At 58.2% G+C, this 13852-nt stretch carries 13 protein-coding genes and 2 tRNA genes; 7 read left to right on the forward strand and 8 right to left on the reverse strand.

Features of this window, described 5'->3' with window-relative positions:
• Positions 1-188 precede the first annotated feature (188 nt).
• From trpB to SELSP_RS07665, 6 genes are all read right to left on the reverse strand, one after another.
• The gene (trpB, locus tag SELSP_RS07640) at positions 189-1412 is read right to left on the reverse strand and encodes a tryptophan synthase subunit beta (RefSeq protein WP_006191665.1); all 1224 of its coding nucleotides are present in this window, start codon (positions 1410-1412) and stop codon (positions 189-191) included.
• Between the two features lie 9 nt (positions 1413-1421).
• A complete protein-coding gene (locus SELSP_RS07645) occupies positions 1422-2534 on the reverse strand; it encodes a M48 family metallopeptidase (protein ID WP_155813663.1) in 1113 nt (370 codons plus the stop codon).
• A gap of 197 nt (positions 2535-2731) precedes the next feature.
• Positions 2732-3331 (reverse strand): hypothetical protein, encoded by a 600-nt coding sequence (locus SELSP_RS07650; RefSeq protein WP_232362321.1) that lies wholly within the window; start codon positions 3329-3331, stop codon positions 2732-2734.
• A 242-nt stretch (positions 3332-3573) separates the two neighbouring features.
• Positions 3574-3648: transfer RNA gene (locus SELSP_RS07655), tRNA-Glu, on the reverse strand.
• 5 nt (positions 3649-3653) lie between these two features.
• Positions 3654-3729 (reverse strand) — tRNA-Asn (locus SELSP_RS07660).
• Positions 3730-3833: 104 nt separating this feature from the next.
• Positions 3834-4289 (reverse strand): RpiB/LacA/LacB family sugar-phosphate isomerase, encoded by a 456-nt coding sequence (locus SELSP_RS07665; protein WP_006191655.1) that lies wholly within the window; start codon positions 4287-4289, stop codon positions 3834-3836.
• A 148-nt stretch (positions 4290-4437) separates the two neighbouring features.
• Here SELSP_RS07665 and rpsT point away from each other — a divergent pair, with 148 nt between their 5' ends.
• Positions 4438-4701, forward strand: coding sequence for a 30S ribosomal protein S20 (rpsT, locus tag SELSP_RS07670; RefSeq protein ID WP_013740893.1), 264 nt, complete (start codon positions 4438-4440; stop codon positions 4699-4701).
• A gap of 121 nt (positions 4702-4822) precedes the next feature.
• On the opposite strand, the gene SELSP_RS07675 is transcribed toward rpsT, so the two are convergent.
• Positions 4823-5107 (reverse strand): glutaredoxin family protein, encoded by a 285-nt coding sequence (locus SELSP_RS07675; protein WP_006191652.1) that lies wholly within the window; start codon positions 5105-5107, stop codon positions 4823-4825.
• A 244-nt stretch (positions 5108-5351) separates the two neighbouring features.
• Here SELSP_RS07675 and SELSP_RS07680 point away from each other — a divergent pair, with 244 nt between their 5' ends.
• The 3 genes from SELSP_RS07680 to SELSP_RS07690 are packed head-to-tail and all read left to right on the forward strand — an operon-like array spanning position 5352 to position 8741.
• Positions 5352-6779 carry an SPFH domain-containing protein gene (locus SELSP_RS07680; RefSeq protein ID WP_006191651.1) on the forward strand — a complete coding sequence of 476 codons (1428 nt, stop codon included), beginning with the start codon at positions 5352-5354 and terminating at the stop codon, positions 6777-6779.
• Positions 6780-6812: 33 nt separating this feature from the next.
• Positions 6813-7925, forward strand: coding sequence for a hypothetical protein (locus tag SELSP_RS07685; protein ID WP_006191650.1), 1113 nt, complete (start codon positions 6813-6815; stop codon positions 7923-7925).
• Between the two features lie 12 nt (positions 7926-7937).
• Positions 7938-8741, forward strand: a complete 804-nt coding sequence (locus tag SELSP_RS07690) for a TPM domain-containing protein (RefSeq protein WP_006191648.1) — start codon at positions 7938-7940, stop codon at positions 8739-8741.
• A 64-nt stretch (positions 8742-8805) separates the two neighbouring features.
• On the opposite strand, the gene SELSP_RS07695 is transcribed toward SELSP_RS07690, so the two are convergent.
• Positions 8806-9960: a metallophosphoesterase gene (locus SELSP_RS07695; RefSeq protein ID WP_006191647.1), complete on the reverse strand. Its 1155-nt coding sequence runs from the start codon at positions 9958-9960 to the stop codon at positions 8806-8808.
• A 155-nt stretch (positions 9961-10115) separates the two neighbouring features.
• On the opposite strand from SELSP_RS07695, the gene SELSP_RS07700 reads away from it, so the two are divergent.
• The 3 genes from SELSP_RS07700 (at position 10116) to SELSP_RS07710 (ending at position 13744) form a co-directional block, all read left to right on the forward strand.
• On the forward strand, positions 10116-10607 hold the full coding sequence (locus tag SELSP_RS07700) for an NADH-quinone oxidoreductase subunit NuoE family protein (protein ID WP_006191644.1): 492 nt from the start codon (positions 10116-10118) through the stop codon (positions 10605-10607).
• A 126-nt stretch (positions 10608-10733) separates the two neighbouring features.
• Entirely contained in the window at positions 10734-11984 is a 1251-nt protein-coding gene (locus SELSP_RS07705) for a complex I 51 kDa subunit family protein (RefSeq protein ID WP_006191643.1), read from the forward strand.
• Positions 11984-13744: an NADH-dependent [FeFe] hydrogenase, group A6 gene (locus SELSP_RS07710; RefSeq protein ID WP_006191642.1), complete on the forward strand. Its 1761-nt coding sequence runs from the start codon at positions 11984-11986 to the stop codon at positions 13742-13744. Before SELSP_RS07705 ends, SELSP_RS07710 begins: the two co-directional genes overlap by 1 nt.
• Positions 13745-13852: the final 108 nt, after the last annotated feature.

The raw sequence follows: 13852 nt of genomic DNA on the forward strand, positions 1-13852 counted from the left end.
CGTCAGCCCGGTAAGAAGTCGTACAATCTAACTTTTCCAGCAGAAAAGCATGTGTATAGAAAGAAATATACTATAAGAGCATACACAGGACCCGCATGCAAAAGGAGTTGCCGTAAAGCAGCTCCTTTTTGCATGCGAGTCCTGTGGGTAATTCCCAAAGGCCTCTTAATGTTCCTTCATCCAAGCGTTCAAGCAAATTCCAGATACTTCTCGCCCGTACCGTACTTCTCAATGACGTAGTCGAGATCCTTGTCGCCCCTGCCGCTGAGATTGACGAGGATCGAGCCCGTATCCATCTCCTTGGCGCGGCGCATGGCGTAGGCGACCGCATGAGAGCTTTCGAGCGCGGGGATGATTCCCTCGTAGCGCGAAAGTTTGAAGAAGGCGCCGATCGCCTCCTCGTCCGTCGCCGTATCGTACTTGACGCGCCCAATCTCGCGCAAAAAGGCGTGCTCGGGGCCGACGGATGGGTAGTCGAGTCCGCTTGCTACCGAATACACAGGAGCCGGCTCGCCCGCCGCGTCCTTGAGCATGATGCTGTCAAAGCCGTGCATGACGCCCTCTTCGCCATACGACATGGATGCCGCATGATCGCCGAGCTTCTTGCCAAGCCCCAGAGGCTCGATGCCGACGATCTCCACAGGATCGTCGAGGAACGGCACGAACATGCCGATGGCATTGCTGCCGCCGCCTACGCACGCCGTCACAACATCGGGCAGGAACCCCATCATATCCTTGAATTGTTCGCGCGCCTCGATGCCTACGACCGTCTGGAAATCGCGCACCATCATGGGGAACGGATGCGGTCCGACAGCAGAGCCGATGCAGTAGATCGTCTCCTTGTAGTTCGCCAGATAATCCTCAAAAGCCGCATCGACAGCTTCCTTGAGCGTCTTCGCACCGCGCGAAACGGGCACGACCTTCGCGCCGAGCACCTTCATGCGCGCCACATTCGGCGCCTGCTTCTTGATGTCGACCTCACCCATGTAGATCGTGCAGTCGAGCCCGAAGAAGGCCGCCGCCGTCGCGAGCGCCACGCCGTGCTGTCCCGCGCCCGTCTCAGCAATGATGCGCTTCTTGCCCATGAACTTCGCCAGAAGCCCCTCTCCCATGCAATGATTGAGCTTGTGCGCACCCGAGTGATTCAAATCCTCACGCTTCAAATAAATCTGGCAGTTGCCGATCTTGCGCGAAAGGCGCTCGCAGTGGTAGACAGGCGTCGGCCGTCCTTGAAACTCGCGGCGTATGCGCCGCAGCTCATTGATGAACTGCGAGGAATGGCAAATCGTCAGATACGCCTCGTTGATTTCTGCAAAAGCAGGCACGAGTTCTTCCGGCAGGTAAGCGCCGCCGAATTTGCCGAAACGCCCCTCCTTGTTCGGATATTCCTTGAGATAACGCTTGAAATCCATACATCTTCCTCACTTTACTTGATTCAATTTCTCGGCGAGCGCCGCTGCGGAGTCGTCGCCTCTAAGGCAGGTCATGACCGGCTGTGCGCCAAGCATGACGACGTTGCCATCCGCATAGGCACTCTCCTTGCTGTGCCCGTTGTGGTATGCCGCCGCCAAGTTGCCCTGCACGAAGTAGGCGCGCTCGGCGCTCGACATATTGTCGGTCTCAGCGGGAACGACGAATTGTTTGCCCTTGACATAAACGACGCCGTCCTTGACCTCGACATGTCCGCCGCTGTACTCCTTGACGCTCTGCATGTACTTGTCACGGCGCTCCTTATTCGTCGGATGATCGGACGGATCGAACATCTCGCTGACGAAATTCTGCCGATTGTCGCCCATCTGCTCCATGAAGCGCTGCCAGACGGCGGCTGCAGCACCGGGATTGTACCCCGCGTCCGTGATGTACTTGAGTGCAAGTCCGTCCGCTTCCCATTCGTGTGCACGGCCGATCGACACCTGGTTGATCTGCGTGACAACCGTATTGAGCACGACGTTTCTAAGCTCCGACGCATTCGTCATATCGGCAAGAACCTGCGCACCGATCGCCACGTCGATCTTCTTGCGCCAGCCATCCGCCACATGGTTCTTCATGCCATGCCCCATCTCATGCCCCAGGACGACGGCAATCTCATCCTCATTCTGCAGATAATAGAAAAGCCCGCGATTGATCGACATCACATGGCCGAGCGAGCAAAAGGCATTGAAGGTATCGTCCTGATTGATGAACCAAAGGAACGGCTTGTCACGGACGGAAGGATCGCTCTTGGCGATGCCCGCCGAAACGCGTTCGATCGCACGGCTGCAAACTCCCTCCCACGGGGAGTTTTCTTCCACGCCAAATTCTTCTTGGTACGAGGCGAAAAGCGCCTGCCGCCCCTCCTCCGTCTGGTCGAGTTCCTTGATTTGATTCTCTGCCTCAGCCTTTGCCTGGAAGCCGCCTATGACCGTGCCGATGAGATCTCCCCAGCCCGCATCCGCCACAGGAGCAGGCTGCAGGGCGAAGCTTCCTCCAAAAGCAAGCATACCCGCTGCGAGTCCCGCAGCCACACGTTTCTTCCAAGTATTCATTTTCATCATCTCCCTTGCTTTCATCAAGAAGCGGCTACGCATAAACCCATAAACAATAGTTTACTCTATACATTTTTTCGACGATATTCGATGAAAATCCTTTTTCGGCAAAAAAACAAGACCTGCGGCCATCTTTTTACAAAGATTGCGCCGCAAGTCTCTATTTTCACGAACATACCTTTCGTCTCTGCGAGGTCTCCGATTCCCTATCGCTTGTTGTGCGCCGTCGGCGCCAAGAAGCGAATCGATGAACCGCACAGGAGACGCCGAAGGTCAGCCGCGCTCTCGGCAGGAATGACGGCGCTGCTGCCGCAATTCCTACACGCTAGAAATACGGACGCACCGTCGACCTGCGCGATGAAATCATGACTGCCGCACGGGCAGATGACATCACCAGCAGCGACGAACTCATGCACACGGTTGACCGCCTCAAGAAGAAGCTGCTGCTTGCCGATGAAATTTGCGCCGTCAGCGGGATGAATCCTGTCAAACTCCGCCTGATTGAACGCCAAAAGCTCCTCGATGCGGCGGCGCTTTCCAATGTAGCCCAGTTCGAAGCGATCTTGACTGCAATAGACCTTCTCAAGATCCATGCGCCTGATCTGCGCGAGACTGCAGGCAATCACATGCTCCTTGCCGCAGGCGACGCACGGCACATGGATTTCAAAGCGCCCCTTGTCTCCACGCACCAACAGCGCCTGCTCATGCCCGCAGCCTGCACAGCGAAGAGAGAAGCGCTTCACGCCAAGAAAATACGGCACATCGTGTACATGAATCTTGCCGCAGCGCTGACAATAAAACGCCATGGAACAAACAACACCACCGACGAGCATAGCAGCTCCTCACCCTCCTCACGAATTTCTCTCAGAAAATGTCAAATCTTTTTTGTTCGCTGAAACACTTCGTCGCAGAAAGGAAAAATCCTTCCGGAAAGGAGAGCCTCCCCTTCATTAAAATTAACGCATGATTTTCTCTATCTTTTTCAACAACCATCCAAGGATGCACACAAAAAAGCACCGCCCGACCGGACGGTGCTGTTCCTGCCTTATGGTGACGCGTACGGGATTCGAACCCGTGAAGCCGCCGTGAAAGGGCGGTGTCTTAACCACTTGACCAACGCGCCGAGAATGGCTCCTCGAGCAGGGATCGAACCTGCGACAACCTGATTAACAGTCAGGCGCTCTACCTACTGAGCTATCGAGGAATCACGCGGTGCTCATGCACCAGCAAGGGATATTATACACGATTATGAAGGGGCGCGCAAGCATTATTTTTACTTTTTTTCCGCCCGTGCGCACAAGACCTTCGTCACTTCATATGCTCCTCCTCATACCTCGCGATGGTTTCGCGCCGCTCAGCATACTTGCCTCCAAGCGGCTCATAGGAGAGCCACGTCTTTGCAATCTCCCATGCCATGTAGTTCGCTATGACGCGCTGCCCCATGCAGAGGATGTTGGCGTCATTGTGCGTGCGGGTCATGCGCGCCGTAAACAGGTCGTGCACGACGACGGCACGCGCTCCCTTGACCTTGTTCGCCATGATGCACATCGCCGCGCCCGTGCCGCAGACGAGGATGCCCAACTTCCCCTCGCCCTTCGCCACCTCTTCCGCCACCTTTTGCGCGTAGGGCTGCGTGTTGCAGGACGCCTCATCATACGTGCCCGCATCCTCAACACTGCAGCCCGCTTCCGTCAACTGCTGCAGCAAGAACTGCTTCATGGGATAGCCCGCATGATCTGCGCCTATGACGATTGTTTTCTTCATCGAAGTACCTCCCTTGATCCGGCTGTTGAGTCTCTTTTATTCATTCGCAGTTATTTCCAATTTCCCTGCCGCGAAATTAAATATTGCATTTTCCCCCCATCCATGCTAATATACTACAGTATGATTTCCTTCAAGGGAGGTGAAACATTTGCCGAACATCAAAGCATCCATCCGCAGCGTCAAGAAGGATGAGAAGCGCCGCGCCAAGAACGCTGCGGAAAAGTCCCGCGTTCGTACGGCTTCCCGCCACGTGCTCGACGCCGTTGAGGCAGGAAACGCTGATGAAGCGAAGTCCTTCCTGAGGGCCGCCTGCAAGACGATCGATCAGGCTGCAGCGAACCATGTGTTCCACAAGAACTGCGCTGCCCGCAAGAAGTCGCGCCTTGCCCGCAAGGTCAACGCCATGGCGTAGACTCATCAGCGACACGATAGAATCCCATCTCCATAAGCAATGCGTCTTCGCATTGCTTATGGAGATGGGATTTTTCTATGCCCTGAAACATTGGTAAAGGACGCTGCCCCATCTCCGCCCGTCAATCGACAGCCGCCTGAAAGACCGCCTCGACGCAGCGCTTGCACTCTTCATAGCTCTCGCCGGGCTTCGCTTCATAGAGTTTCGCACCGTCTACGAACATCGATGGCACATAGTAATACTCCTTGGCAAACGCCTGCGCCTTCTCTCCCTCACGAGTTTCCTCGATCCATTCGACGGGAACCGCCTCGTAGGCCGAATACGCCTTTTCCAATTCGTCCATCGCCCGCGCCGCGTTGCGGCAATACGGGCAACCGTCCATATAGAGCACCGTAATCTTCTTCAATCGAATGACCGCCTTCCCTTAAAGAGTCTTTCCTTCCAACAGGAAATTCCACGACGAAGCACGCCGTCTCTTCTATATTATATCCATTTTTTCTACATTTGCAAAAAGAATCAGCGTCAGAAAATTCCACCAAAATACCCAGGCAAAACCAACTTTTCCACAAGGATTTCTTATTCGCAGAATAGAATTAGTTTCATAGATACACTTGTATATTTGTACAGTCATACGAAGGAGGAGATGCATCATGGGTTTGATTCAAGCTGCTATGGGCGCTGCCGGCGGCGTCATGTCCGATCAGTGGAAAGAGTTTTTCTACTGCGACAGCCTCGACAAGGATTCGCTCGTTGCCAAGGGGCAGAAGCGCACGAGCGCACGCGGACGCAGTTCCAACACTTCGGGCGAGGAGAACATCATCTCGAACGGCTCCATCATCGCCGTCAACGAGGGGCAGTGCATGATCATCGTCGAGCAGGGCAAGGTCGTCGAGGTCTGCGCACAGCCCGGCGAATTCACCTACGACAGCTCGACCGAGCCGACAATCTTTGGCGGCGACCTCGCAAGCGATCTCAAGGCAGTGTTCCAAAACATCGGCAAGCGCTTCACCTTCGGCGGCGATGCGCCGAAAGACCAGCGCATCTACTACTTCAACACGAAGGAGATCATGGGCAACAAGTACGGCACGCCGCAGTCCATCCAGTTCGAGACGATGATCGGCCAGTACATGATGAACGTGAACATCCGCTGCTTCGGCGAATACAGCTACCGCATCACGAACCCGATTCTCTTCTACACGAACGTCTGCGGCAACGTCGAGGACGTCTACACGAGAAGCGAAATTGACTCCCAGCTCAAGAGCGAACTTCTTACGGCGCTGCAGCCAGCTTTCGGGCGCATCGCCGCCAAAGGAATCCGCTACACGCAGCTCATCAACTACACGCGCGACATCAAAACGGAGCTGTCCGCCGAGCTTTCCGAGGACTGGGGCAAGAAGCGCGGCATTGAGATCGTTTCCTTCGGCGTTTCGAGCGTCAAGGCGGACGAAGAGGACGAGAAGCGCATCAAGGAGATCCAAGACAGCGCCATCATGAGCGATCCGAACCTGCGCGCCGGCCGCCTCGCGACGGCGACGGCGGACGCCATGCGCACGGCGGCGGGCAACGAAGCCGGCATGGGCGGCGCCTTCGGCTTCATGGGCATGGGCATGGCAGGGAATGCCGGCATGGGCGCCATGGGCGCTTTCGGCCCTGCGGGCGGACAGGCGCCGCAGGGCAACCCGCTCGCTCCGCCGCCGCCGCAGCAGCCACAGGCGGGAGCAGCCGGCAGTTGGAACTGCGCGTGCGGCCAGACGGGCAACACGGGCAAGTTCTGCGCGGGATGCGGCAAGCCACAGCCCGCGCCTGCAGGGGCTTGGAGCTGCAGCTGCGGCCACGCGGGCAATACGGGCAAGTTCTGCGCGAACTGTGGCAAACCCCAGCCGACAGCGGACGGCTGGCAGTGCAGCTGCGGCGCAACGAACCAGGGCCGCTTCTGCGCGAACTGCGGCAAACCGAAGCCGGCGGGCGCGCCCCTCTATCGCTGCGACAAGTGCGGCTGGCAGCCCAAAGACCCGACGAATCCGCCGAAGTTCTGCCCCGAGTGCGGCGACGCTTTCGACGAGAACGACTTGCAGTAAGAAATATTCCAACAAGCAAGCGAGGTGAAGCAAATGGCCGATACATCGGTAAGCTACAAATGCCCCAACTGCGGCGCACCGCTTTCCTTCCTGCCCGGTCACGACCATGTGACCTGCGAATACTGCTCGACGGAGCTTGAGATCGCGACTGTCGAAGCGCTCTTCGAGCGCGAGCAGGAAAAAGCGCGCCTCGCCGCAGAAGCGCGCGACTCGCGCTGGAACACGGAAAATGCGGGATCTGAGTGGGCGGAACAGGAAGCCTCCGCCATGCAGCTGCAGACATGCTCCTCATGCGGTGCGGAACTTGTCTCCGACGGCAACACGATGGCGACGGAATGTGCCTACTGCGGCAGTCCGAACATGCTGCCGCAGCAGTTCTCCGGCATGTTGCGTCCCGACTTCGTCATCCCGTTCAAGAAGACGAAGGACGAAGCCGTCGCAGCCCTCAAGAAGTTCTACGAAAATCGTTATCTGCTGCCCGACGCCTTCAAGTCGAACAACCGCATCAAGGAAATCCAGGCGATGTACGTGCCGTTCTGGCTCTTCGACTCCGCCATTACGGCCAGCGCCTCCTTCCGCGCGGAAACGGACAACGTCTACGAAACAGCGGACGAAATCATCACGGAAACGAGCGTCTACAGCTGCGAACGCGCAGGTTCGATGAAGTTCGAGCGCATCCCTGTCGACGGCAGCGAGCGCATGGACGACACCTATATGGAAAGCATCGAGCCATTCGACTACAATGAACTCGTACCCTTTTCGGCCGCCTACTTCACGGGCTTTCTCGCCGAGAAATACGATGTCGACGCCGAGGCTTCCGCGCCGCGCGCCGACAAGCGCATTACAGAAAGCGCCCTAGGCGTCCTCGAAAGCACCGTTGAAGGCTACACTCGCCGCTCGCTTGACGGCGAACCCTGCATCATCAAGGAGGACGGCGCCGTCAGCTATGCCATGGTTCCCGTCTGGATCCTCACGACGAAGTACGAAGGAAGGCCCTACACCTTCATGATGAACGGGCAAACAGGCAAGGTCATCGGCTCCTTGCCCATCGACAAGAGGAAGGCGACGCTCTACCCCCTCGCCGCTTCCCTCATCAGCGTGCCGATCCTTTACTTCATCGCAAAGTTCATCTTGGGAAGCATATAGGGAGGACTGCACATGAAACGTGAAAAAAGAAACTTCTTCCGCGCCGTCCTCCTCCCCGTCTTCCTGCTCCTTGCCCTCGCCGCCTCCCCCACCTTGAGCGAGGCGGCCTCCAAGGACGCCGCACAAGCAAGCGCGCGCGTCATGGACGAGGCCGGACTTCTGAGCGACGCCGACCGGACGTCGCTTGAAAAGGCGCTCGCCGATGTCGAAGCGGCGCACAAGGTGAAGATTGCCGCCTGCACCGTCAAGGATCTCAAGGGCGAAAAAGCTGGCTCAGCCGCCAATAAAATCGTCGACAAACTTGCAGGCAGCGCGGAAAACGGCGCTATGGTGCTCCTCGTCGCCCCGAAGGATCGCGACTGGTACCTCGCAACGGACAAAAAGATGAAGGGGCGCATCACCGACGGCGTCGGCACGGACTATCTCTCAGGCAAGTTCCTGCCCTCCTTCTCCAAGGATGACTACGCTTCAGGCTTCAAGGCCTACGCGGCCACGGCCGATGAGATGCTCGCCTACTACGAGAAGGAAGGCGAGCCTTTCGATCCCAAAGCAGGCTTCAGCCTGCTCGCACTCGCCGCTGCCGTCGTGCTCGCAGGCGGAGTCTTCTACCTCGTGCGCAGCAGCCTCATCGGCTCGATGAGCAACGTCATGGCCGCAACCGAGGCCGATGCCTACCTGAGCCATGAAGGGCTTCATCTGACAGAAAACCGCGATACCTTCCTCTACATGAACGTCACTCGCAAGGAAAAACCAAAGAAGCAGAACACGTCCTCCAGCCGCGACGAAAACCACGGCGGCGGCGGGGGGAAATACTGACAGAGAAAAAGCCCGCTTGCGCGGGCTTTTTCTCTGTCAGACAATCTTTACATTTTCCGCCTTGTCAAGCACGCAAAGTGAAAAAAGCAATCTCCGGCGGGCAGCCGAGGCGGTACGGAAACCAACTGCCGTTGCCCGAGTGGACGTAGCCCGTCGTCTTCCCCTTCTCGACGATGCCGCGCGTGTACTTGAACACGGGGAAGAGCGGCAGACCGAAGATGCCGAACTGCGAGCCGTGCGTGTGCCCCGTGAGCACGAGGCGTGCGCCGTACTCAGCGCCATCGTCGATGAACTCGGGATGATGCGCGAGCAGGACGGTCACGGCATCTGCCGAAATCGCTTCGAGCGCCGCTTTCGCGTACATCGCCTTCTCGCGCTGGAATGCCTCGGCGTCGAGTCTCTTCCTGTACTCCGACATCGGGTAGTCGACACCTGCGAAGTAGAGCGGCTGCGCTCCCTGCCTCACGCACTGCGCCTCGTTTTTCAAAAAGTGAATCTTCGACGTCGCCAGCGCTTCTTCTACGAGCGCAATGCCGCGTATATGCTCGTGATTGCCGTGGCAGTACCATATACCATCGGGAAAGGCAGTGGCAAAGCCGTCGATCAGGTGCACGGCTTCTGCCGTCCACTCGGGATAGTCGAAGATGTCGCCCGTCAGCAAGAGTGCGTCGGGAGCAGCGTCGGCGACCTGCTGCAAAAGGCTCTTCAGCCGCTCAAGCGAGAAAAACATGCCGAGATGCACGTCGCTGAGCTGGGCGACCGTATAGCCCGCGAGTGCCGGCGCCGCAACGGGGATGTCGTAGCGACGCTCAACCGTCGCATTCCGCTCGTAGAGATTGCCGTAGAGCGCCGCACCGAGCGCCGCCGCAGGATACGCGCCCGCCGCCTTCAAGACCCTGCGCCGCCCCGCATCCTCGGGAACGGCGAGCGTCCTGCGATAGAAGGCACGAAGGACGACGGCTGCCAACACAAAGAGAAACAAGAACATCAAAGAGAGGAAGAAGACAGAAGCCAGAGAAATCGTCGCACCGTCTGAAAGAATCCCTGCGAGCGGATTGCGCCGCGAGAAGAAAGACGCCGCCGCGATGGTGAACACGACGCCGACCAGCACGCGGCAAATAAACAGCGCACGCCCAGCGAGAAGATAGCGCAGCGCCCAAAGCGCCGCCACGGTGAACACTGCAAGAACGGTGATCAAAATGATGAGAAAGGAGACCAAGCTGCACCTCCGAAAGTCAAACAGATTATATCGCAGACATTATAGCACAAACGGACGGAGAAACATACTCATGTACCCCTTTCTCTTGAATGAATCTCCGTTCTCCTCTATAATGATAAAAGAAAACATATTTTCCAAGAAAAGGAGATGCTGCCATGAACGCCGACCCCAAGAGTCTCGAACTCGCGACGCGCGAGAAGATCGACCGCGTGCTTGAGGCTCATTCCTACGACCCGACGCAGATCGTCGGCATCCTGCTCGACGTGCAGGACCTCTTCGAGCGCCACTATGTGCCCGAGCCTGCCGCCTACTACGTGGCGGAGAAACTGCCGCTGAAGATCTCTTTGATCTACGACTGTCTGACCTTCTACGCAAGCCTGTCGCCTGTGCCGCGCGCCAAATACCCCATCCAAGTGTGCGACTCTGTCGTCTGTCGCATCAACGAGAACGAAACGCTTTTCTCTGCGCTCAAAAGCCTCCTCGGCATCGACGTCGGCGAAGTCACCTACGACGGACGTTTCACGCTCGAAAAGACGCCGTGCTTCGGCGCTTGTGACATCGCGCCCGCCGTGCGCGTCAACGGCGAAGTCTACGGGCATCTTGACAGCCGCGAGAAGATCGAGGAACTTTTGCACACGCTGCAGTAAGCGGCCTGCACATCTTCACCGAACCTGCGCTGCAAGAGCGCTCCACCTCTTGCAGCCGCGCCTTCTCTCTGCGAGGCGCACAAAAAGGACCGGAAACAAAACGACATCCACACGAAAGGAGACTATATGAGCAAGGTTTCTTTCATGACAAAGAACTTCCACCGCTACGATCCCATGTCCATCGAATCGTACCTGGCGATTGGCGGCTTCAACGCCCTCAAAAAGACCGTGACAATGGATGGCGAGGACATCGCCTCCCTTCTCTCCGAAGCCCAGATCAAGGGGCGCGGCGGCGCCGCCTACCCCATGGGACGCAAGTGGTCGCAGGCGCGCGCCGTCAAGGGCGAGCACAAGGTCATCATCTGCAATGCCGACGAGGGCGAACCATGCACCTTCAAGGATCGTGAACTGATCACGAACGACCCCTTCAACCTCATCGAGGCCATGACGATCGGCGCCTGGAGCATCCGCGCACAGGACGGCTACATCTACCTGCGCGAAGAATACGCGCACCTTCGCTCGCGCCTCAAGAACGCCATCGAAGAAGCGGAGCGCTGCGGCTTCCTCGGCAAGAACATCCTCGGCAAGGAAGGCTTCGACTTTCACATCCACCTCCGCTCAGGCGCGGGAGCCTATGTCTGCGGCGAGGGCACGGCTCTCATCCGCTCCATCGAGGGCAAGGCGGGCCGGCCGCGCATGAAGCCGCCCTTCATCAAGCAGAGCGGCCTCTTCGCTCTGCCGACGTGCGTCAACAACGTCGAGAGCCTTTCCATCGTGCCGCATCTCCTCCTCGACGACAAGAAGGAATACATCAGCTACGGCTCGGGCGAATCTCTCGGCACGAAGCTCGTCTCCGTCGGCGGCAACGTCAACTGTCCTGCCGTCTTTGAGATCCCCTTCGGTACGACCGTGCGCGAAATCATCTATGACCTTGCGGGCGGCATCCAGGGCGGCCGCCGCATCCGCCTCATCCAGTTCGGCGGCGCGTCGGGCAAAATTGCCGACGAATCCATCCTCGACGTCCCCTACACCTACGACGACCTCAAGGCGGCGGGCGTGACCGTAGGCTCGGGCGCGATCCTCGTCGTCGACGAGCGCACGAGCGTCCTCGACTTTCTGCGCATGACGCAGGCGTTCTTCTCGCACGAGAGCTGCGGCCAGTGTACGCCGTGCCGCGAGGGCGTCCTCCACATCAAGCTCATCTTGGAAAAGTTCGCGCAAGGAACAGCGACGGAAAAGGATCTCGAAAACATGAAGATGATCGCACGCATCATGCCCATGTCCGCCCTCTGCGGTCTCGGCGAAAGCGCCGAAAACGCCCTTTCCGCCGCCTTCAAACTCTTCCCTGAAACATTCCGGATCGGAGGCGTACACTGATGGCAGAAGAAAGAGAACTCGTACACCTGAAAATCAACAACATCCCCGTCGAAGTCCCCAAGGGCACGAAGATCATCGACGCCGCACGCAAGGTGCACATCAACATCCCGCATCTCTGCTACCACCCCGATCAGCGCGTCAAGGCTCGCTGCCGCATCTGCTCCATCGAGGTCACGGGCAGCCGCCGCCTCATGGCAGCGTGCGCGACCGAGGTCTGGGAAGGCATGGAAGTCCATACGGACACGCAGATCGTGCGCGACACGCAGATCGCCATCCTTCAGCTCATCCTCGCCAACCACAACCAGGATTGCCTGAACTGTCCGCGCAACCACCGCTGTGACCTGCAGGAGCTTTGCAGCCGCTTCAACATCGGCCATACGGGACTGCCCATCGTCGTCGAAAGCAAAGAGGATGCGGCGAACAACCCGAGCATCGCTCGCGACCCGACGAAGTGCATCAAATGCGGCCGCTGCATCCGCGCCTGCAAGGATGTGCAGGGCATCGAAGCCCTGAATTTCGCTGGACGAAGCGACAAGATCACCGTCACGACCGCCTACGACAGCCCGCTCGAAGCGACCGACTGCATCCTCTGCGGCCAGTGCAGCCTCGTCTGTCCGACGGGAGCGATCACGGAAAAAGACGATACGCAGCGCGTCCTCGACGCCCTGCAAGACCCGAAGAAGCACGTCATCGTGCAGGTCGCGCCCGCCGTGCGCGTCTCCTTGGGCGACGAATTCCATCTGCCGCCCGGCGCCATCGTCACGGGACAGATGGTCGCCGCCTTGAAGCGCCTCGGCTTCGACCGCGTCTTCGACACGAACTTCGGCGCCGACCTCACGATCATGGAAGAAGGGCATGAATTCATTCATCGCCTGGAAAACGGCGGCACGCTTCCCATGATGACCTCGTGCAGCCCCGGCTGGGTCAACTACGTCGAAAAACACTACAGCGACCTCTTGCCCCACCTCTCGACAGCGAAGTCGCCCATGCAGATCTTCGGCGCTGTCGCCAAGACCTACTATCCGAAGCAGTCGGGCATCCCCGTCGAAGACATCGTGACCGTCTCCGTCATGCCGTGCACGGCGAAGAAGTTCGAAGCCGCGCGTCCCGAGATGGGCAGGGACGGCCATCAGGACGTCGACATCGTCATCACGACGCGCGAGCTTGCCAAACTCATCCACTACGTCGGCATCACCTTCCACGATCTGCCCGAAGAGGACTTCGACAGCCCGCTCGGCACATGCTCGGGTGCGGGCGCAATCTTCGGCACGACGGGCGGCGTCATGGAAGCCGCCCTGCGCACCGTCTACGAAAAGGCGACGGGAAAGACGCTCCCCTCCATCGACTTTCTCGCCGTGCGCGGCATGGACGGAATCAAGGAAGCGACCGTCGACCTCGGCGAGCGCAAGGTGCGCGTCGCCGTCGCGCACACGCTCAAGAATGCCAAGCACATCATGGATGAACTCAAGGCCGGCAAAAGCCCCTACGATTTCATCGAAGTCATGGCCTGCCCCGGCGGCTGCCAAGGCGGCGGCGGACAACCGCTCAATACAACGAACGCGCGTCGTGTCGAGCGCATGAAGGCTCTCTACGAGATCGACAAGAATCTCCCCGTGAGAAAATCGCATGAAAATCCCGAAGTTGTGCACATCTACAAAGAATTCCTCGGCGCACCCTTGGAAGGCAAAGCGCACGAACTGCTGCACACCCATTTTCACAAGGCGGAGAAACTCTACGACTTCACGGGCGCAGGAAAATAACGAAGACAGCGCGGCAAATCTTCTGCCAAGAATACGATGAGGGGGCGCTTGCGTCCCCTTTTTTTAGAAATAATATCATATTTCCTTGCTATTGAATAAGATTTAAGG

Source organism: Selenomonas sputigena ATCC 35185 (genome assembly GCF_000208405.1).
In the GTDB taxonomy this organism is placed as follows: domain Bacteria; phylum Bacillota; class Negativicutes; order Selenomonadales; family Selenomonadaceae; genus Selenomonas; species Selenomonas sputigena.

What these genes read in the sequence shown, in the direction of transcription:
- trpB (WP_006191665.1), bottom strand. Translation starts at nt 1,412, where the DNA reads ATGGATTTCAAGCGTTATCTCAAGGAATATCCGAACAAGGAGGGGCGT.
- SELSP_RS07645 (WP_155813663.1), bottom strand. Translation starts at nt 2,534, where the DNA reads ATGATGAAAATGAATACTTGGAAGAAACGTGTGGCTGCGGGACTCGCA.
- SELSP_RS07650 (WP_232362321.1), bottom strand. Translation starts at nt 3,331, where the DNA reads ATGGCGTTTTATTGTCAGCGCTGCGGCAAGATTCATGTACACGATGTG.
- SELSP_RS07665 (WP_006191655.1), bottom strand. Translation starts at nt 4,289, where the DNA reads ATGAAGAAAACAATCGTCATAGGCGCAGATCATGCGGGCTATCCCATG.
- SELSP_RS07680 (WP_006191651.1), top strand. Translation starts at nt 5,352, where the DNA reads ATGGGTTTGATTCAAGCTGCTATGGGCGCTGCCGGCGGCGTCATGTCC.
- SELSP_RS07685 (WP_006191650.1), top strand. Translation starts at nt 6,813, where the DNA reads ATGGCCGATACATCGGTAAGCTACAAATGCCCCAACTGCGGCGCACCG.
- SELSP_RS07690 (WP_006191648.1), top strand. Translation starts at nt 7,938, where the DNA reads ATGAAACGTGAAAAAAGAAACTTCTTCCGCGCCGTCCTCCTCCCCGTC.
- SELSP_RS07700 (WP_006191644.1), top strand. Translation starts at nt 10,116, where the DNA reads ATGAACGCCGACCCCAAGAGTCTCGAACTCGCGACGCGCGAGAAGATC.
- SELSP_RS07705 (WP_006191643.1), top strand. Translation starts at nt 10,734, where the DNA reads ATGAGCAAGGTTTCTTTCATGACAAAGAACTTCCACCGCTACGATCCC.
- SELSP_RS07710 (WP_006191642.1), top strand. Translation starts at nt 11,984, where the DNA reads ATGGCAGAAGAAAGAGAACTCGTACACCTGAAAATCAACAACATCCCC.